Origin of the sequence: Crenalkalicoccus roseus, assembly GCF_004761865.1 — a bacterium.
In the GTDB taxonomy this organism is placed as follows: Bacteria; Pseudomonadota; Alphaproteobacteria; order Acetobacterales; family Acetobacteraceae; genus Crenalkalicoccus; species Crenalkalicoccus roseus.
The window spans coordinates 12,688-30,433 of the sequence record NZ_SJDM01000038.1 but is presented as its reverse complement, the minus strand read 5'-3'; the positions used below and the strand labels follow the sequence as shown (position 1 = coordinate 30,433).

Here is a 17,746-nt window from a genome sequence, read left to right as displayed (position 1 = left end):
ATGTTGCAGTGCGGCTTCGTCCGCTCAAACCTCGCCTTCGCCATCGTCCGGCTCCGTCACCCCGTCTCGCTCTCGCACGCCACCCTTGCATCACCCCTCGGGCGATCTGGTGGCGATCGCCGGGGGACCCGGACAGAGGCCCCGCGCCCGCGCGCCGGAGCGGGTGACGGGAATCGAACCCGCACAACCAGCTTGGAAGGCTGGGGCTCTACCATTGAGCTACACCCGCGCCCCGACCGGGCGCCCGCCGGGGCCTCCCGCTGCCGCGGGGCGGCCAGGCACTATGGAGGGGGTTGGATTCGAACCAACGTAGGCGCTAGCCAACGGATTTACAGTCCGTCCCCTTTAGCCACTCGGGCACCCCTCCGCACGCCGCCCCCGCCCGGTCCGGACGGCGGGAGCGGGCGGACTATCCGCTTTCGCCCCGCCCTGTCAATCGGGCGCGGGGGCATCTCCGCCGCCCCTGGACAGCGCTGCGCCGGCGCGCAGGATGGCCGGCGCCATGCGCCGACCCCCGCCCCGCGCCCCCGCCGCGCCGCCGCCCGGACCCGCCCGGCGCCCCCCCGCGCGCGGCGAGGACCGCGTGCCGCCGCGCGCCCCTCCGGCGCCGGCCCGCGGCGTGTGGCTGCACGGGCTGCATCCGGTGGCGGCGGCGCTCGCCAACCCCGCCCGCCGCCTGCGCCGCCTGCTGCTGACCGCGGAGGCCGAGGCCGCCCTCGCCGCCCGCCTGCCGCCGCCCTGGCGCATCGCGCCGGAGCGGGCGGAGCGCGCCCGCTTCGCCACCTTCCTGCCCGAGGACGCGGTGCACCAGGGCGCCGCCCTGCTCGCCGAGCCGCTGCCCGCCGTGCCGCTCGACCGCGCGCTCGCGCAGGGCACGGGCCCGGTGCTGGTGCTCGACCAGGTGACGGATCCGCGCAATGTCGGCGCCATCCTGCGTTCCGCCGCCGCCTTCGGGGCCGCCGCGCTGGTGCTGCAGGACCGCCACGCCCCGCCCGAGACCGGCGCCCTGGCCCGCGCCGCCTCCGGCGCGCTCGAGGTGGTGCCGGTGGTGCGCGTGGTGAACCTCGCCCGCACGCTCGACGAGCTGAAGCGCGCCGGCCTCTGGGTGGTGGGGCTGGAGGCGGGGGCGCCGGTGACGCTCGCCCAGGCCGGACTCGGCGGGCGGCGCGTGGCGCTGGTGCTCGGCGGCGAGGGCGAGGGGCTGCGCCGCCTGACGCGCGAGACCTGCGACGAGCTGGCGCGGCTGCCGATCGCGCCGGAGATGGAGAGCCTCAACGTCTCCGCCGCCGCCGCGGTCGCGCTCTACGAGCTCGCCCGCATCTAGAGCGGATCTCTGGAGCGGATCGCGGAGGGCCGGAAACGGCCGGCCTCAGGGCCTTGCCCGCCCGGCCGTGCCCGCGGCGACGGCCGGCGCTCCGCTCCGGGGCATGGTCCGCTGAGGCGGAATCGCCGGGGCGGCGAAGCAGCCGCTCGACAGGGGCGGACGCCTGATCCACCAAGGCAGATCATGCCGCAGGGGAGGAGAGCCCATGCCCGACGCCGCCGAGCTGATCCTGGAGGCGCGACGCGCCCGCCGCGCCCTCGCCCCGCTGGGCGAGCTGACCCCGGCCGACCCGGCGGCGGGCTATGCGCTGCAGCGGCGGGTCGCCGAGCGGCTCGGCGCGGTGCCGCCCGCGGGCTTCAAGATCGGCGCCACCACGCGGCAGATGCAGGAGTATCTCGGCCTCCCCGGCCCCGCCGCCGGCTTCGTGCCGGCGGAGAGCCTGCGCCCGGACGGCGCCGCCTTCCGCCTCGCCGACTTCGTGCGGCCGGGGGTCGAGTGCGAGGTGGCGCTGCGCCTCGGCCGCGACCTCCCCTTCGGCCCCTGCAGCCGCGAGCGCGCCGCCGAGGCGGTGGAGGAGGTGTTCGCGGCGATCGAGGTGGTGGACAACCGCTACGGCGATTTCCGCGCGCTCGGCGCGCCGACCCTGATCGCCGACCAGGTGTTCCACGCCGCCGGCGTCGTCGCTCCGCCCCCCGCGGACTGGCGCGGCCTCGACCTCGCCGCGCTGCGGGGGGAGCTGCGCGTGGACGGCAGGGCGGTGGCGGCGGGCCATGGGCGCGACCTGCTCGGCCACCCGCTGGAGGCGCTGGCCTGGCTCGCTGGCTCGGGCGCCGCCGAGGCGTTCGGCGGGCTGAAGGCAGGGCAGGTGGTCTGGCTCGGCTCCGTCACCCCGGCGATCTGGCTGGAGGGCCCCTGCGCGGTGGAGGCGGATTTCGGGCCGCTCGGCCTCGCCCGCCTCCGCTTCCTGTAAGGGCCGGGCCGGTCGGCGGAAAGGCGGCATTAACCGCGGCGCGCCACACTCGGCGTCGCCCCGCCGAAGGGGCCAGCGAGCCTCGCCAGGACGGCAGCGAAAACGGGAAACCCATGCCGCCTGAGACCTGGGACTGCCTCACCGAGGAAGCGCAACTCGCCCTCTCGCGCGAGGCCATGCGCCGCGCCGCCGAGACCCTGGCCGAGCACGCCGAGCTGCTGGCGGCGGAGATGGAGCAGGGCAGCCTCTCCGACCGCGGCGGGCCGGACGCGCTGCGCCTGTTCGCGGCGGTGGTGCGGGCGACGCAGCAGGAGGCCTTCGGCCCCATCGGCCACGCCTGACGCGGCCGGCGGCAGCGCCGGGCGTATCCGCGCGGGCGTCCGGCACCCCATCCCGGCCGCGAGGGCCCGGAGCGGCGGCCGCGCCACGACAGCCGCGCGAGCCGGCCCATGCGGGCGCCGGCGAGGCGGCCCCGCCCCCATCCGGCGCGCGCTCACGCCCCGGGCCGCCTCCAGCCCTCCCCGCCCCGGCCCCCGGGCGGCGCGGCGACGAGGTGCGGCCGGTGCCGCCCCTCCGGCGCATCCCCGCCCCGTTCCGCCGCCTCCTCCCGCCGGACCAGGCGCTCGACGAGGCCGCGCCGAAGCTCGCGGCTGACCCGCGCCGCCGCTTCGATGCCCTCGGCCTGGGCTGGCTTCGCCCGCTCCTGCATGATTCCCCGGTTCCATCCTGGACGCGGCGCCCAGCCTGCATCCCCGCCCGCCTCGCGCCAGTCGGGGGAACCCCGTATAGGGAAATCCCCTAAACGGCAGCGGTGCCGCGGCGGCGGCCGGAACCAGGAGGGAAGCGCGCGTGACCGATGCGCCCGGGGAGAGGGGGGCCGGCGGCCCCGAGCCGGCCCGGAACGGAGCCGGGGCGGAGGCGCGGACCGGGCATGAGCATGCTCGCCTGCGCCTCGCCCTCGAGGGCGTCTCGCTCGGCATCGCCGCCTTCGACGCCGAGGGGTGCCCGATCGAGGCGAATGCCGCCTTCGCCGCCCTGCACGGCTTCGCGGACCGGGCGGAGGCCCGCCTGCCGCTTGCCCGCTATGCCGCGCTGTTCGAGACGCGCGGCCCGGATGGCCGTCCGCTGCCGCCCGAGGACCTGCCCGCCGCCCGCGCCCTGCGCGGCGAGACGGTGCGGGAAGCGGAGGTGGAGGTGCTGCGCCGCGCGGACGGCGCGCCCTGCTTCGCCGGCCTGTGCAGCGCCACGCCGCTCCGCGACGCCGCGGGGCGGGTGGCCGAGGTGGTGGTGACGATCCAGGACCTGACCGAGCGGCGGCGGGAGCGCAAGGCGCTCGAGGAGCGAGAGGCGCATCTGCGCTCGATCCTGGAGAGCATTCCCGACGCCATGATCGTGATCGACGAGCGCGGCATCATGGAATCCTTCAGCGCCGCCGCCGAGCGGCTGTTCGGCTACGCCGCCGAGGAGGCGCTCGGGCGCAACGTCTCGATGCTGATGCCGAGCCCGGACCGCGAGCGGCACGACGCCTACATCGCCCGCTACGTCGCGACCGGGGAGCGGCGGATCATCGGCATCGGCCGCGTCGTCACCGGCCGGCGCAAGGACGGCAGCACCTTCCCGATGGAACTCGCGGTGGGCGAGGTGGCGGCGGGCGGCGGGCGGCGGCTGTTCACCGGCTTCGTCCGCGACCTGACGGAACGCCAGGCGACCCAGGCGCGGCTGCAGGAGCTGCAGTCGGAACTGCTGCACGTCTCGCGGCTGAGCGAGGTCGGCGCCATGGCCTCGGCCCTCGCCCACGAGCTGAACCAGCCGCTGACCGCCGCGGCCAGCGCGATCCGCGCCGCGCGGCGCACCCTCGCCGCGGCGATCCCGCCCGGCGCCGAGTCCGAGCGCCTGGCGGAGCTGCGCGAGGCGATGGACCTCACCGCCGAGCAGGCGTTGCGCGCGGGGCAGATCGTGCGCCGGCTGCGCGAGTTCGTCTCCCGCGGCGAGGCGGACCAGCGGCTGGAGCCGCTCGGCCGGCTGATCGAGGAGGCGGCCGCCCTGGCGCTGGTGGGCACGCGCGAGAGCGGGGTGCGCACCACCTTCCGCTTCGACCCCGCCCTGCCGCCGGTGCTGGTGGACCGGGTGCAGGTGCAGCAGGTGCTGCTCAACCTGATCCGCAACGCGGTCGAGGCGATGCAGGAGATCTCCGTCCCGCCCGGGGAGGCGCCGCGGCGCGAGCTGGTGCTGGCCGCCGCCCCGTCGGGGCCGGACCAGGTCGAGGTCTCGGTGGCCGACACCGGCCCCGGCCTCGCCCCCGCCATCGCCGAGCGGCTGTTCGAGCCTTTCGTCACCACCAAGGCGGGGGGGATGGGCATCGGTCTCTCGATCTGCCGCTCCATCGTCGAGGCGCATGGCGGGCGGCTCTGGGCCGAGCCGAACCCCGGGGGCGGCACCGTGTTCCGCTTCACCCTGCCCACCCTGCCGCCGGAGGAGGCGCATGACGGCGACGCCTGAACGCACCCCGGGGAGCGTGGGCCCGCGCCCCCGGCCGGTTCCCGCCGCCCGCGATCCGCTCTAAGAGGAACGGCATGAGCAGCGGGGATCCGGAAGGCGGTCGCGGCGCGGTGCATGTGGTGGACGACGACGAGGCGGTGCGGCGCTCGCTCGCCATGCTGCTGCGCTCGGCCGGCATGGCGGTGCGGACCCACCCCTCCGCCCTCGCCTTCCTCGACGCGCTGCCCTCCCTCGGCGAGGGCGACATCGGCTGCGTGCTGACCGACGTGCGGATGCCCGGCATGGACGGGCTGCAGATGCTGCGCCAGCTCCGCGCCCAGGGATTCGCCAAGCCGGTCATCGTCATGACCGCGCATGGCGACATCGCCACGGCGGTGCAGGCGATGAAGGCCGGCGCGCTCGACTTCATCGAGAAGCCCTTCGACGACGAGGCGCTGCTCGCCGCCCTCGACGCCGCGCTCGCCGCGCCGGCGCCGGAGGCGCCGCCCCCCGCCGCGCCGCCCGCCGACCCGGCGGCGAGCGAGGCCGCGGCGCGCATCGCCGCGCTCTCCCCGCGCGAGCGCGAGGTGCTGGAGCTCCTGACCGCGGGCAAGCCGAACAAGGTGATCGCGCACGAACTCGGCATCAGCCCGCGCACGGTGGAGGTGCACCGGGCGCGGATGATGGAGCGCCTCGGCGCCCGCAGCCTGGCCGAGGCGGTGCGCCTCGCGCTGCGCGCCGAGCAGGTGGCCGCCGCGCCGCGCCCCCCCGGCTGATCCGCCAGCGCCGCCCCGTTTCCGCCCGGCCCTGGTCGCAGACGCGGCTCCGGAGCGGGTTCGCTGCGCCCCGGCCCGCGGCGAACGCTCCAGATCCCGTTCAGGCGGGCCGGGCCGCGGCCCGGTCCCTGGCCCGCCGGGCCGCCTCGGCCACCGCCTCGATCACCGCGTCGTCGAGCAGCGGCTTGGCGACGAGGGCGATCACCCCGGCCGCCTGCGCCCGCCGCCGCATGCCGGGGCCGGGCTCGCCCGCGATGACGATCGCCGGCATCCCCGCCCCCGCCGCGGCCATCCGCTCGACCAGACCGAGCCCGTCCATGCCGCCCGGCTGCTGGTGATCCACCAGCAGGCAGCAGGGGGCGGCGCCGTCGCCCGCCGCCGCGGCGGCGAGGGCATGGTCCAGGAAGAGCGCGGCGGAGTCGAAGGCGCGCGGCTGGAAGCCCGAGGAGCGCAGCAGCATCACCAGGGAGCGCCGCACCGCCGCGTCCTCAGCGACCACGAGGACCCGCCCGCGGCAGCCGCCCTGCGGCACCACCGCCAGGGTGCCGCCCCGCTCCGCCTCCGGCTGCTGACCGATTCCCATGGCGTCAGGCGGCGAGCAGCCGCCGCCCCGGCGCGGAGGCGCCGCGCATCGGCAGGGGGGCGGCGGGCATGGGCGCCGCCTCGCCGAGGCCCTGCAGGGCGCGGCGGTCCAGGATCCGCACCAGGCGCAGCCCGGGCAGGGCGATGGCGCCGCGGCGCCTCAGCATCTGCAGGGTGCGGCTGACCGTCTCGGTGGTGAGGGCGAGGTGGTCGGCCACGTCCTCGCGCGTCATCGGCAGGCAGAAGCCGCCCGGCCCGGCGTCGCTGCGCGGCATGCGCGCCTCCATCTCCAGCAGGAAGGCGGCGACGCGCTCCACCGCGCCGTTGCGGCCGAGCAGCACGAGGCGCGCATGCGCCCGCGCAAGGCGGCGCAGCGCCATCTCGTGCAGGCGGCGGGCGAAGCGGGGATCGGCCTCGGCCATGCTCTCGAGCCGCCGGCGGCAGCGGCGGATCACCACGGTGCGCCCCTCGGCGGCGGCGGCCTCGGCGGTGAGGCCGCGCACGCCGTCCACCTCGTCGAGGCCGAACACGTCGCCGGGCAGGTGGAACTCCACCACCTGGCGCCGGCCGTCCGGCGTCAGCTTGCAGGCGCGCACCGCGCCGGCCACCACCTCGTACCAGTGCTCGGCCGGCTCGCCCTCGGCGTAGAGCGTCTCCCCGGCGGTGAGGGAGAGGGTGCTGCCGCCACCCGCGGCCGGCGCGGCGGCGCTGCCGGGGCGCACCGCCATCAGCGGCATCCCCGAGAACCGCCCGCCCGCCGCAGCCCCGGCGGCCATCTCCCGCATCCCCTCTCCGTCCATGGCCATTCGTCCCGCCCTCGCCGAGGGGCCGCGCCTGTCGCGGCCACACCGTCATGCGGGCACTCTGCGCGGCGCGGGCCGGAGGCGCGATTCGGGAAAATCCCGATACGGGAAATCCCGTAGCCCCGGCCCGCGGCAAACGCTCCGGCCCGTTGAGTGCGCGGGCATCTTCACCCGTTCGGGCGAGGCCACCCGGCTGGGATCGGCCGCGGGTTCGGAAACGGCTCCAGCCCATCGTTTGCGGAGCGGATTAGCGCCCCTGGCCGTCTCCAGCCCTGCGCGATCCGCCCTAGGGACGGGCGGCGAGGAAGGCGCGGAGCTGCGCGATCTCGGCCTCCTGCGCGCGGATGATCTCCTCGGCGAGGCGGCGGATCTCGGGATCGCGCCCATGCTCCAGCACCACGCGGGCCATGTCGATCGCGCCCTGGTGGTGCGGGATCATCGCGCTGGCGAAGTCGCGGTCCGCATCGCCGGTGAAGGCGATCGCCATCTCGCGGTGCATCCGCTCGTTGATCGCGCGGAAGGCGGCGACAGCCGGGGAGGAGGCGTCGGCCGGCGCCGCCGCGGCACCGTGATGGGGATGCGCGTGCTGCCCCGCCCCGGCCGGCGCGGCCAGGGCGAGAAGCAGGGCCGCCGCCAGGGCGGCGGATCGGGGGCGCGGGATGGCCATGGCTGTCGTTCTCCCTTCACGGCACGCGGGAGCAGGGGGCGCGCCCCTCTCGCCGCCATCTGCCCGGCCCGCAGGGCGGAGCGCGGACGGCGGCAGGCTCGGGCCTCCCACCATGGGAGAGTCAAGGCCGGGGCGGGAGCGGCTCCGCGCCGCGGAAGCGCATGAAGGCCTCGCGCCGCTCCCCGGCGCCGAAGGCGATCACCTCATAGGTCTCGGGCGGCTCTCCCGGCACCTCCATCCCCGGCGAGCCGATCGGCATCGCCGGCACGGCGAGGCCGCGGATGCCCGGCGGGCGCTCGGCCAGCAGGCGCTTCACCGCCGCCGCGGGAACATGCCCCTCGATCGCGTAGCCGCCGACCCGCGCGGCGTGGCAGGAGAGGAGGTCGGCCGGGATACCGAGCATCCGCCGCGCCGGGGCGGGCGAGGGAACGAGGTTGTCCTCCACCGCGAAACCCGCCTCCCGCATGTGCTCGATCCAGCCGCCGCAGCAGCCGCAATTCGGGTCCCGCCACACGGTGAGGCGCGGCGCCGCCGCCCCCGCCCCGCCGGGCAGCAGCGTGGCGAGCCCCGCCGCCGCCAGCACGCCGCGCCTGCCGAATGCCTGTGCCATTCCTTGCGATCCCTTCCTTGGTCGCCCCCGGATCTGGGGCGGCGGGGCGCCGGCGTCACCCCGGCACCGGCACCGCGGCCGGCACCGCCTCCGGCCCGAGGCGCAGGCGCGGCGGCCCCGGCTCCACCGTGCCGATCACCGCCGCCTCGCAGCCCAGACGGCGCAGCGCGGCGAGGCACGCCGCCGCCCGCGCCGCCGGCACGCCGGCGAGCAGCCCGCCCGCGGTCTGCGGATCGAGCAGCGCCGCGCGCTCCGGCGCCGCCAGCAGGGCGGGGTCGAGCAGCCCGGCCACGGCGGCGGCGTTCGCCTCGTGCAGCGTGCTGCGGATGCCCCGCGCCAGCGCCTCCCGCACCCCTGCGAGCAGGGGCACCGCCTCCGGATCGAGCCGGGCGGCGAGGCCGGAGGCGCGCAGCATCCCGCCGAGATGTCCGAGCAGGCCGAAGCCGGTCACGTCGGTGCAGGCGGTAGCGCCCGCCTCCACAAGCACCCGCGCCGCGGGGCCGGAGGAACGCTGCATCGAGGCCACCGCCGCCTCCAGCCAGGCCGAGCGCGCCGCGCCGCGCATCGCCGCGGCCAGGATCACGCCGGTGCCGAGCGGCTTGGTCAGCACCAGCCGGTCCCCCGGCCGCAGCCCGGAGGCGCGCAGCAGCCGCGCCGGCGCGACCGCGCCGGTGACGGCGAAGCCGAGCGCGATCTCCGCCCCCTCCGCGCTGTGCCCGCCGACCAGGCGGGCCCCTTCCGCCTCCAGCACCTCCTGCGCGCCGGCGAGCATGGCGTGCAGGTCCTCCGCCAGCCGCGCCGCCGGGCCGTGGGGCAGGGCGGCGATGGCGAGCGCGGCGAGCGGCCGCCCCCCCATGGCATGGATGTCGCCGAGCGCATGGTTGGCGGCGATGCGGCCGAACAGGTGCAGGTCGCCGAGGAAGGCGCGGAACATGTCCACCGTCTGCACCAGCGCCTCGCCCTCCGGCGGCAGCAGCACCGCGGCGTCGTCCGGCGCCTCCAGCCCGAGCAGGATGTCGCCACGCCCAGGCAGGGCGGGCAGGCGGCGCAGCGCGGCCGAGAGCGCCTCGGCCGGCACCTTGCCGCCGCAGCCGGCGCAGCGCATCGGCGCCTCCTCCTCCTCCGCCGGCATGGCCGCGGGGACACGGAAGCCCTCGACCCAGCGCCGGTCTATGCGCCGCTTCAGCCGCCACAGCCAGGCGCCGGAGAGGGCGAGGCGGCCGCGCAGCGCCACCGCCTCCCCGTCCCCGGTGCCGATCAGGGCCAGGGCGTGGCGCTGCGGGCGGAAGGGGCGCAGCGCCTCGCCGCGCAGCGCCCGGCGGAGGTTCGCCGCCAGCGGCCTGCCCTGGCGCACCGCGTAGACCCCGGCCTTCTCGCGCGGATGGGGCAGCACCGCGGCGACGTCGCCGGCGGCGAAGACCCGTGGGTCGGAGACCGAGCGCAGCGCCGCGTCCACCGCGACGAAGCCCTGTGGGTCGAGGGCGAGCCCCGTCTCCGCCAGCCAGGCGGGGGCGGCGGCGCCGGTGGCCCAGAGGGCGAGGTCGCATGCCACCTGCCGCCCGTCGGCGAGGGCGAGCCCCTCCGGCCCGGCGCGCGTCACCTCCGCCCCCTCCAGCACCCGGATGCCGCGCCGGCGCAGCGCCCGCCCCAGCACGGTGCGGGCCAGGGCGCCGGCGCGCGGCAGCAGGGCGTGGCCGGCGAGCAGCACCACCTCCGCGGGCCGTCCGCCGGCGGCGAGGCGCCGGCGCAGGGAGAGGGCGAGTTCCGCCCCGCCCGCCCCGCCGCCCACCACGGCCAACCGCGGCGTGCCGGAGCCGAGCGCGGCCAGCGCCGCCTCCAGCCGGGCCGGAAAGCTGCCGATCGGGCGCACCGGCAGGCCGTGCTCCGCCGCGCCGGGCACGTCGAGCCGGGAGTCCGAGCCGATGTCGAGGGAGAGCAGGTCGAAGCCGAGCGACGGGTGGCGGGCGCAGAGCACGCGCCCCGCCGCGAGGTCGAGGCCCACCGCGCTGTCGTGGATCAGCCGCGCCCCGGCGGCGGCGGCGAGCGGCAGCAGGTCCACCCGGCACTCCTCCTCCCGGTAGAGGCCGGCGACCAGGCCGGGCAGCATGCCGGAGTAGAGGGCGTCCAGCTCCCTCGCCACCAGGGTGAGGGTGAGGCCCGGCTCCGGCCGCATGGCGAAGGCGCGCAGCACGCCGAGATGGGCATGGCCGCCGCCCACCAGCAGGAGGTGCCGCCCGCCGGCGAGGGGGCGCGGCGTCGTCTTGGTCGGGGCCCGAAGCATCCGAGGGTGGTATCGCGTCGCGGCGCGCGGGACGAGGCCCTGGCGCTCCGCCCGGGCCGGCGACCCGGCCCCGTCAGCCGCGCGGCAGCGGCCGCGTCACGGAGAGGGTGCCGCCGGCCCAGGGGGCGAGATGCGTCATCTTCACCCCCGCCCCGCCGGCGAGCAGCGGGTGGATGTCCTCCGGCGCGCGGACGACGGCCTCGCCGCCCTCGCGGAACAGCCAGGACCGCAGGGCGGCGAGGTCCCAGCCGGCGGCGGCGAGGATGCCGGCCATCTCCGGCGGCAGCAGGAAGACCTGCTCGCCGCCCGGACGCTCCCTGCCGCCCGAGGCCGCCTCCCAGGTGCCGCGCATGGCGGCGAGCAGGGGGCGCAGCACCGCCTCGGGCGTCGCCGCGCCGCCGAGGGGCAGCACCTCGGCGGTGCCGGAGACGCCGAGCACCGTCACCGCCCCCTCCCCGTCCGGCAGGCCGCGGCGGACGGGGAGCGGCGGGAAGGGCCCGCCCTCGGCCTCGGCGAAGCAGAAGGTGTATTTCCCGGGTTGGCCCATGGTCGCCATGTCGGTGACGCCGGGCCGGGCGCCGCCGATGTTCTGCAGCACCAGGCGGAGCGCGCGGCCGAGGCAGGCATTGGCGCGGTTCCCGGGGCCGAGGCAGTTGCCGCCCGCATTCATGCCGAGGTCGCGCGCCGCCCGCCCGTGCACCACGAGCGCGACCGTCGGGGTGCCGGTGGTGGTCTGAATGCCGAGCAGGTTGAACTCCGGCTCCAGCGCGGCGAGCGCGGCGGTCAGCACCACCGGAAGCTCCGCCGGCAGGCAGCCGGCCAGCACGCACTGATAGGCGACCGCGCGCGGCGTCAGCGCGCCGAACAGCGGCGGCACCTGGCCGAGCGGGGCATCCGGCGCGGCGACGGCGCCGAGCATCCGCGCCATCCGCCGCGCGGTCGGCGGCACCAGCGGCAGCCCGTCGCCGAGGCCGAGCGCCTCGAGCGCCGCCTGCGCCTCCTCCCAGGGCGTGTCCTCGGGGAAGAGGGGCGTCTCCCCGTCGCCGGTCATGCGGGGGCGCGCACCTTCACGGAACACACCGCGGTGCCGCCGAAGGAGGGGATCCAGGCGGAATGCTTGCCCGCGCCGCCGGCGACCAGGATGTGGATGTCCTCGGGCGTCGGCGCGAGCAGCAGGTGGTCGTCCACCGGCGGGTGGCCGGAATCCACGTATTGCCGGACGTTCTCCGGCGAGACGCGGGAGACGTGGACGCGCGCGCGCTCGAACAGCGCCTGCTGCAGCGCCTCGATGGTCCAGCCGTCGCGGGCGAGCGTCGCCGCGTGCTCCGGCCCCAGCACCAGCACGTAGGGCCCCTTGCCGTAGATGTTGTTGGAGCCGGGCTGGGCGATGGACTGGGCGATGGTGGTGAGGATGCCCTCGCCCGTGGTGCTGGCGTGGTCGTTGATGTTGTGCGGCCCCTCCCCGGCCATCACCGTCACCACGCTGTCCTCGGGCGCGAAGCCGCGGCGGACGTGGTAGGGCGCCCAGGGGCTTTCCTCCTGGTTCTCGCCGAAGCAGAAGCTGTACTTCGCCGGCGAGCCCTGGGTGGCGCGGTCCATCACGCCGGGCCTGGCGCCGCCGATGTTGAGCAGGATCAGCTCCAGCGCCCGGCCGATGGTGGCGTTGGCGCGGTTGCCCTGGCCGAAGCAGTTGGTGCCGCAATTGAGGCCGAGCGCGTGCCGCGCCGGGCCGCTGACCAGCACCATGGGCGCGCAAGGGTGCGTCGTCGCCAGCGTGCCGTGCAGGTTGTACTCGGGCCGCAGCACGCCGCGCAGCGCGGCGAGCACGACCGGGAAGTAGTCCGGCCGGCAGCCCGCCATCACCGCGTTGGCGGCGAGGCTCCTCAGGGTGGGCACCACCTGGCGCGGGGAGATGGGCGGGAAGGGCTCGTTGTCGCCGCGGCAGAGGGCGACGAGGCGCTCCACCGCCGCCTCGGTCGGGATGGCGAGGGGCAGCCCGTCGCTCCAGCCCTGGGCGATGGCGTAGTCGGTCCACTCCTCCGGGGAGAGGTCGCCGATCTCGATGATCTCGGCCTCGGCGGCGTCCTGCATGCGCGCGAACCCTCGGCTGCTGGGGCGGCGGGAGGTCGTTCCCGCCGCGCGTCTCCTACCGGCGGCACCGCCCATCGGGCGGCGCCGAGGCGCCGAATGGCGCCCGCGGCCCAGGCCGCGCTCCCGCCCGGAGGCGTCGGGCATCCGGGCGGCTGATGTCAGGCGCCCATCTCCTGCCGCAGGCCGGCGAAGGCGGCCTCGATCCGCTCGGCCAGCTCCTCGGCGTTCAGCCCGCCCACCGGGTGGCGGACGGTGATGAGGTGCGGCTCAAGCCGGCGGGCCTTGGCCTGGGCGAGGACCAGGGGACGGAAGGTCTCGGTGGCGATCAGCACGCCGTGCACGCCCCGCTTCCGCAACTCGACGCTGTCGTGGAAACTCCACGATGAGCAGGAGCCTCAGTCGCCCAGCGCCAGCAGCGCGATGCGGTACTTGCGCGCCGCCGCCTCGATCAGCTCCGGCGGGGCGGGCTGGCTGGCGCTGTTCTTGTGGACGAAGTCCACATTGTCCACGCGCCGGATCGTGGCGAGCCTGTCGCGCAGCCCCTCCAGCAGCTCCTTGGCGTTGGGCTTGGCGTTGGAAAAGAGCAGGATCGGGTCCTCGCGCCAGTCCACGGCGCCGGAAGCGGCCTGCTCGGCGCCCGCCGGCGCCAGGCCGAAGCTCGGATTGACGATGCGCATCCGCCGGCTTCCTCCCGCCTGGAGCCGTCCGCACTTGGCCGCGATCGCGGACACGGCTCCGGATTCTTGCTTGCGGAGCGGATGCGCGCCCCGGCCGTTGCCGGCCCTCCGCGATCCGCCCTGCCGGTATCGAAGCCCTATCCGGCGCCGCTGCCAAGCCCCTTCAGCAGCCGCGCCGCCGCCTCGCCGGCCCGCACGCCATCGGCGATGGCGTCGGCGGCGCGCTGCGGCGCGCCGGCACGCGCGTCGCCGGCGGCGAAGAGGGCGGCGCCGGCCGCCATCGCCGCGTCCACCCGCGCATGGCCCGCCGCGTCGCGCGCGACCGCGCCCTCCGCGAAGCCGAGCGCGGGCGCGCGGCCGCACTGCACGAAGACGGCGCGGGCGGGAAGGCGCCGCTCCGCCCCGCCGGTCGCGACGCGCACCGCCGCGAGCCCGCCATCGCCCTCCAGCGCGACGACGCGGCCCGGCAGCAGGGCGAGGTTCGGCGGCGGCGCCGCCGGCAGGCGCGGCGGCGCGCCCTCGGGATGCACCAGCGTCACAAGCCGCGCCAGCGCCGCGAGGTCGAGCGCCTCCTGCCCCGCCCAGGCGTCGCCGCCGGCGACCACGACCTCCTCGCCGCGGTGGAGCGGCCCGTCGCAGGCGGCGCAGTGCGAAATGCCCCGCCCCTCGAACGCCTCCTCCCCCGGCACGCCGAGCCGCCCCGGCGCGAGGCCGGGGGCGAGGATCACGGCGCGGGCCAGGTGCGTCTCCTCCCCGGTCGCCACCGCCCAGGGCGGGCCGCCCGTCAGCGCGCGCGCCTCCCCGAAGCCGAGTTCGGCGCCGGCGGCGGTCGCCGCCTCCACGAGTTCGGCGGCGAGGTCCGGCCCCGCCTTCCCACCGGGGAGGTGGTGCAGCGGCCCGAGGTTCATCAGCGCCCCGCCGGGGCCGAGCCGGTCGAGGCAGAGGCAGGAGAGCCCCGCGGCGGCGACGGCGCGCGCCGCGCTCAGCCCCGCCGCGCCGGCCCCGATCACCACGACATCCCACTGGCGCGACATGGATCAGCCCCCCGGCGCGGATGGCGGAGGAGAATGGGAGTCGAACCCACCCAGGGCCGTCCGACGGCCCCATCCGGATTTGAAGTCCGGCCGCCTCACCGGAAGCGTCTCCCCTCCGCCGCCCGGTCTATCACGCGCCGCCGGCGGGCCCAAACAGCGCCGCCGGGTCCCTCACCACCCGCCGCAGCTCGCCGCGCCGGAGCGTCAGGCCGCGGCGGTCGAAATATTCCAGCACCTCGATCGCCTGCGCCCGCCCGGTGCCGAGGCGGTCGCGGAACTGCGCCGCGGTGAAGCCGTCCGGGCTCTCCGCCGAGAGGCGCCGCGCCGCCTCCGCCATCGCCGCCAGGGCGGGGCGGAGATAGAAGTGGTCCGGCGCCGGCTCCGCCAGCCTGCCCATCCGCGCCGCCTGCTTGCAGGCGCGGCGCACCGCCGCCTCCGGCGCGCCCAGCGTGGCGGCGATCTCGCGCAGACGCGGCGGGCGGAAGGGCGCGGCCTCCAGCAGCGGCGCGATGCGCGCCCACAGCGCCGCCTCCCGCGCGGCGAGTTCGGGCCGGTGCGACGGCAGGCGGAGATGCGGCGCCTCGGCCAGCACCGCGCCCTCGCGCTGCAGCGCGCCGAGCAGGGCGTCGAGGGCGGCGGGCGGCAGGCGCGTCGGCAGGGCGAGGCGCAGCGCCTCCGGCGTCATGCCGGGCTGCTCCGGCTGGCGGCGGTGGAAGGCGCCGAGCGTCGCCTCCACCTCCTCGCGCAGCCGCGCGAGGCCCGCGGGCGAGACGGCGTGCGGCGCCGCCTCCGTGCCGAGGCGGAGCGCCCCGGCCGCCCGCGCCGCGGCGTCGCGCTCCGCCACGGTCAGGCCACGATCGGCGGCGAAGGCGGCGAGGTCCAGCACGAAGGGCGGCAGGTGGAGCAGGCGCCGCAGCCCGGCGGCCGGCTCCGCCTCGCCGAGCGCGCGCAGCAGGGCGAGGCGGGCGGGGCTGCGGCGGCGGCGCTCCGGCGCGCGGGGGTCGCGCACGACGGCGCCGGCGATGGTGCGCCGGGCGCTCGCGTCGCGCAGCACCAGCCGGTCGCCGTGGCGCAGCGGGCGGGGGCGTTCCAGCACGAGCTGCGCCAGCCCCGTCTCCCCCGGCCGCAGCGTCTCGGGGGCGAGCAGCAGGATGCGCGCCGGCACCTGGCCCGCGCCGTGGTGCAGATGCGCCGGCGTCCAGGTGCGCAGGGGGCCGCGCTCGCTCTCCAGCAGCCGCAGCTCCACGTCGAGCCGCGCGGTCATGCCCGCCTGCGTCGGGTCCACCACCCAGTCGCCGCGGCCCACCGCCTCCCGCGCGATGCCGGGCCCGGCGAGGTTCAGCGCGCAGCGCTCGCCGGACACGGCCGCCGCGGCGGGGCGGTTGGCGGCGTGCAGGGCGCGGATGCGCGCGCGCAGCCCGGCGGGCAGGACCAGCACCTCCTCCCCCGCCGCCACCCGGCCCGCGACGACCGAGCCGGTGACCACCGTGCCGGCGCCGGGCAGGCTGAAGCAGCGGTCCACCGCGAAGCGCAGCGCCCCGCCGGCGGCGGCCGGGACGTGCCGCGCCGCCGCTTCGAACAGGTGCTCGCGCAGCGGCGCGATGCCCTCCCCGGTCGCGCAGGAGACCGGGTAGAGCCGCGCCCCGGCGAAGGGCGTGGCCTGCAGGGCGCGGCGCACCTCGCGCGCGGCGGCCTCGCGCCGCGCCGCGTCCACCAGGTCCACCTTGGTCAGCGCCACCACGCCCTCGCGCAGGCCGAGCAGCTCCAGGATCTGCAGGTGCTCGCGCGTCTGCGGCATCACCCCGTCGTCGGCCGCCACCACCAGCAGCGCGTAGCGGATGCTGGCGGCGCCGGCGATCATGGTGTGGACCAGCCGCTCATGCCCCGGCACGTCCACGAAGCCGAGCACGCCGCCGCCCGGCGCCTCCACGTAGGCGAAGCCGAGGTCGATGGTGATGCCGCGCGCCTTCTCCTCCGGCAGCCGGTCGGTGTCCACGCCGGTCAGCGCGCGGACCAGGCTGGTCTTGCCGTGGTCGATGTGCCCCGCGGTGCCGACGATCATGAGAGCGCCGCGAGCAGCGCCGCGTCCTCGTCCAGGCAGCGCAGGTCGAGCCGCACCGCCCCCTCGGCGATGCGCCCGATCACCGGCACCGGCAGCGCGCGCAGGCGCGCCGCCATCGCCTCCGCCGCCGCGCCGCCCTCCGCCGCCGGGCGCAGCGCCAGCCCCGCGCTCGGCAGCGTCTCGAGCGGCAGGGCGCCGGAGCCGATCATGCTCTCGCAGGCCACCACCTCGACGCGCCAGCCCCCGCCCGCCCAGGCGGCGAGCGGCGGGGCGAGGCGCTCCGCCCGGGCGCGGATCTCGGCCGCGGGCCGCGTCAGGTGGCGGAGCGTGGGCAGGCGCTCCGCCAGGCGGTCCGGGTCGCGGTAGAGGCGCAGCGTCGCCTCCAGCGCGGCGAGGCGGATCTTGTCGAGGCGCATGGCGCGCTTCAGCGGATGCCTCGCCAGCCGCGCCACCAGCGCGCGCCGCCCGGCCACGAAGCCCGCCTGCGGCCCGCCCAGCAGCTTGTCGCCGGAGAAGGTGACGAGGTCGGCGCCCTCCGCCAGCGCCTCGCGCACCGTGCGCTCGTGGCGGAGGCCGAAGGCGGCGAGGTCGGCCAGCGTGCCGGAGCCGAGATCGTCGAGGAAGGGCAGGCCGGCGGCGCGCGCGATGGCGGCGACCTCGCGCGGCGGCACGGCGGCGGTGAAGCCGCGGATCACGTAGTTGGAGGTGTGCACCTTCATCAGCAGCGCCGTCGCCGGGCCGATGGCGCCGCGGTAGTCGGCGGGATGGGTGCGGTTGGTGGTGCCGACCTCCACCAGCCGCGTGCCCGCCGCCTGCATGATGGCGGGCATGCGGAAGGCGCCGCCGATCTCGATCAGCTCGCCGCGCGAGACCACCACCTCCCGCCCCGCCGCCAGCCCGGCCAGGGCCAGCAGCACGGCGGCGGCGTTGTTGTTCACCACCAGCGCGTCCTCGGCGCCGGTCAGCTCGCGGATCAGGCCGCGCACATGGTCGTCGCGCTCGCCCCGCCCGCCGGTGGCGAGGTCGAACTCCAGCGCCGCCGGGGCGCGCATGACGCGCATGGCCGCCTCGACCGCCGCCTCGGGCAGCAGGGCGCGGCCGAGATTGGTGTGCAGCACCACGCCCGTCAGGTTCAGCACCGGGCGGAGGGAGGGCGCCTCCTCCCGCTCCAGCGCCGCCAGCACGCCGGCCGCGACCTCCCCGGCCGAGGGGGCGGGCGCCTCGCCGGCGCGCAGGGCGGGGCGGAGGGCGGCGAGCGCGCGGCGGATGCCCGCCACGGCCGCGCGGTGGCCGAAGCGCGCGGCGGCCAGCGCCCCGGCCGGGCTGCGCAGGACCTCGTGCACCGAGGGGATGCGGCGGGCGGGGGGCGTGTCCATCGGCGCGGCGTTCCT

The 17,746-nt window shown here is 77.9% G+C and carries 17 protein-coding genes and 3 tRNA genes; 5 read left to right on the top strand and 15 right to left on the bottom strand.

Annotation, left to right across the window (positions count from 1 at the left end):
- Positions 1 to 158: 158 nt before the first annotated feature.
- Positions 159 to 229 (bottom strand) — tRNA-Gly (locus tag ET526_RS17070).
- 55 nt (positions 230 to 284) lie between these two features.
- Positions 285 to 367 (bottom strand) — tRNA-Tyr (locus ET526_RS17065).
- 135 nt (positions 368 to 502) lie between these two features.
- Between ET526_RS17065 and ET526_RS17060 the strand changes: the two genes are divergently transcribed.
- The 3 genes from ET526_RS17060 (at position 503) to ET526_RS17050 (ending at position 2,635) form a co-directional block, all read left to right on the top strand.
- A complete protein-coding gene (locus ET526_RS17060) occupies positions 503 to 1,324 on the top strand; it encodes a TrmH family RNA methyltransferase (protein WP_135469277.1) in 822 nt (273 codons plus the stop codon).
- A 205-nt stretch (positions 1,325 to 1,529) separates the two neighbouring features.
- On the top strand, positions 1,530 to 2,294 hold the full coding sequence (locus tag ET526_RS17055) for a 2-keto-4-pentenoate hydratase (protein WP_135469275.1): 765 nt from the start codon (positions 1,530 to 1,532) through the stop codon (positions 2,292 to 2,294).
- A gap of 113 nt (positions 2,295 to 2,407) precedes the next feature.
- A complete protein-coding gene (locus ET526_RS17050; protein WP_135469273.1) occupies positions 2,408 to 2,635 on the top strand; it encodes a hypothetical protein in 228 nt (75 codons plus the stop codon).
- Between the two features lie 152 nt (positions 2,636 to 2,787).
- Here ET526_RS17050 and ET526_RS17045 read toward each other — a convergent pair whose 3' ends face one another.
- The gene (locus tag ET526_RS17045; RefSeq protein ID WP_135469270.1) at positions 2,788 to 3,003 is read right to left on the bottom strand and encodes a hypothetical protein; all 216 of its coding nucleotides are present in this window, start codon (positions 3,001 to 3,003) and stop codon (positions 2,788 to 2,790) included.
- Between the two features lie 140 nt (positions 3,004 to 3,143).
- Between ET526_RS17045 and ET526_RS17040 the strand changes: the two genes are divergently transcribed.
- Positions 3,144 to 4,793 carry a PAS domain-containing sensor histidine kinase gene (locus ET526_RS17040; RefSeq protein ID WP_240048446.1) on the top strand — a complete coding sequence of 550 codons (1,650 nt, stop codon included), beginning with the start codon at positions 3,144 to 3,146 and terminating at the stop codon, positions 4,791 to 4,793.
- Positions 4,794 to 4,867: 74 nt separating this feature from the next.
- The gene (gene fixJ, locus ET526_RS17035) at positions 4,868 to 5,548 is read left to right on the top strand and encodes a response regulator FixJ (protein WP_135469268.1); all 681 of its coding nucleotides are present in this window, start codon (positions 4,868 to 4,870) and stop codon (positions 5,546 to 5,548) included.
- Positions 5,549 to 5,648: 100 nt separating this feature from the next.
- On the opposite strand, the gene ET526_RS17030 is transcribed toward fixJ, so the two are convergent.
- The 12 genes from ET526_RS17030 to selA form a co-directional block, all read right to left on the bottom strand.
- Complete coding sequence (locus ET526_RS17030; RefSeq protein ID WP_135469266.1) at positions 5,649 to 6,131, bottom strand: response regulator; 483 nt, start codon at positions 6,129 to 6,131, stop codon at positions 5,649 to 5,651.
- Positions 6,132 to 6,135: 4 nt separating this feature from the next.
- Positions 6,136 to 6,930 carry a helix-turn-helix domain-containing protein gene (locus ET526_RS17025; RefSeq protein ID WP_158295623.1) on the bottom strand — a complete coding sequence of 265 codons (795 nt, stop codon included), beginning with the start codon at positions 6,928 to 6,930 and terminating at the stop codon, positions 6,136 to 6,138.
- A gap of 289 nt (positions 6,931 to 7,219) precedes the next feature.
- Positions 7,220 to 7,600, bottom strand: a complete 381-nt coding sequence (copM, locus tag ET526_RS17020; RefSeq protein WP_135469263.1) for a CopM family metallochaperone — start codon at positions 7,598 to 7,600, stop codon at positions 7,220 to 7,222.
- Between the two features lie 121 nt (positions 7,601 to 7,721).
- Positions 7,722 to 8,210, bottom strand: coding sequence for a DUF411 domain-containing protein (locus tag ET526_RS17015; RefSeq protein ID WP_135469260.1), 489 nt, complete (start codon positions 8,208 to 8,210; stop codon positions 7,722 to 7,724).
- A gap of 55 nt (positions 8,211 to 8,265) precedes the next feature.
- On the bottom strand, positions 8,266 to 10,491 hold the full coding sequence (gene selD, locus ET526_RS17010) for a selenide, water dikinase SelD (RefSeq protein WP_135469258.1): 2,226 nt from the start codon (positions 10,489 to 10,491) through the stop codon (positions 8,266 to 8,268).
- Positions 10,492 to 10,564: 73 nt separating this feature from the next.
- Positions 10,565 to 11,542, bottom strand: coding sequence for a hypothetical protein (locus ET526_RS17005; RefSeq protein ID WP_135469256.1), 978 nt, complete (start codon positions 11,540 to 11,542; stop codon positions 10,565 to 10,567).
- Positions 11,539 to 12,582: a hypothetical protein gene (locus tag ET526_RS17000; RefSeq protein WP_135469254.1), complete on the bottom strand. Its 1,044-nt coding sequence runs from the start codon at positions 12,580 to 12,582 to the stop codon at positions 11,539 to 11,541. The genes ET526_RS17005 and ET526_RS17000 overlap by 4 nt, the downstream gene beginning before the upstream one ends.
- 158 nt (positions 12,583 to 12,740) lie before the next feature.
- Positions 12,741 to 13,259 (bottom strand): UGSC family (seleno)protein, encoded by a 519-nt coding sequence (locus ET526_RS22715; protein ID WP_456305121.1) that lies wholly within the window; start codon positions 13,257 to 13,259, stop codon positions 12,741 to 12,743.
- 137 nt (positions 13,260 to 13,396) lie between these two features.
- Positions 13,397 to 14,293: an NAD(P)/FAD-dependent oxidoreductase gene (locus ET526_RS16985; RefSeq protein WP_135469248.1), complete on the bottom strand. Its 897-nt coding sequence runs from the start codon at positions 14,291 to 14,293 to the stop codon at positions 13,397 to 13,399.
- Positions 14,294 to 14,314: 21 nt separating this feature from the next.
- Positions 14,315 to 14,410 (bottom strand) — tRNA-Sec (locus ET526_RS16980).
- A 13-nt stretch (positions 14,411 to 14,423) separates the two neighbouring features.
- A complete protein-coding gene (gene selB, locus ET526_RS16975) occupies positions 14,424 to 16,355 on the bottom strand; it encodes a selenocysteine-specific translation elongation factor (RefSeq protein ID WP_135469246.1) in 1,932 nt (643 codons plus the stop codon).
- Positions 16,352 to 17,731 carry an L-seryl-tRNA(Sec) selenium transferase gene (selA, locus tag ET526_RS16970; protein ID WP_135469244.1) on the bottom strand — a complete coding sequence of 460 codons (1,380 nt, stop codon included), beginning with the start codon at positions 17,729 to 17,731 and terminating at the stop codon, positions 16,352 to 16,354. Before selA ends, selB begins: the two co-directional genes overlap by 4 nt.
- Between the last annotated feature and the right edge of the window lie 15 nt (positions 17,732 to 17,746).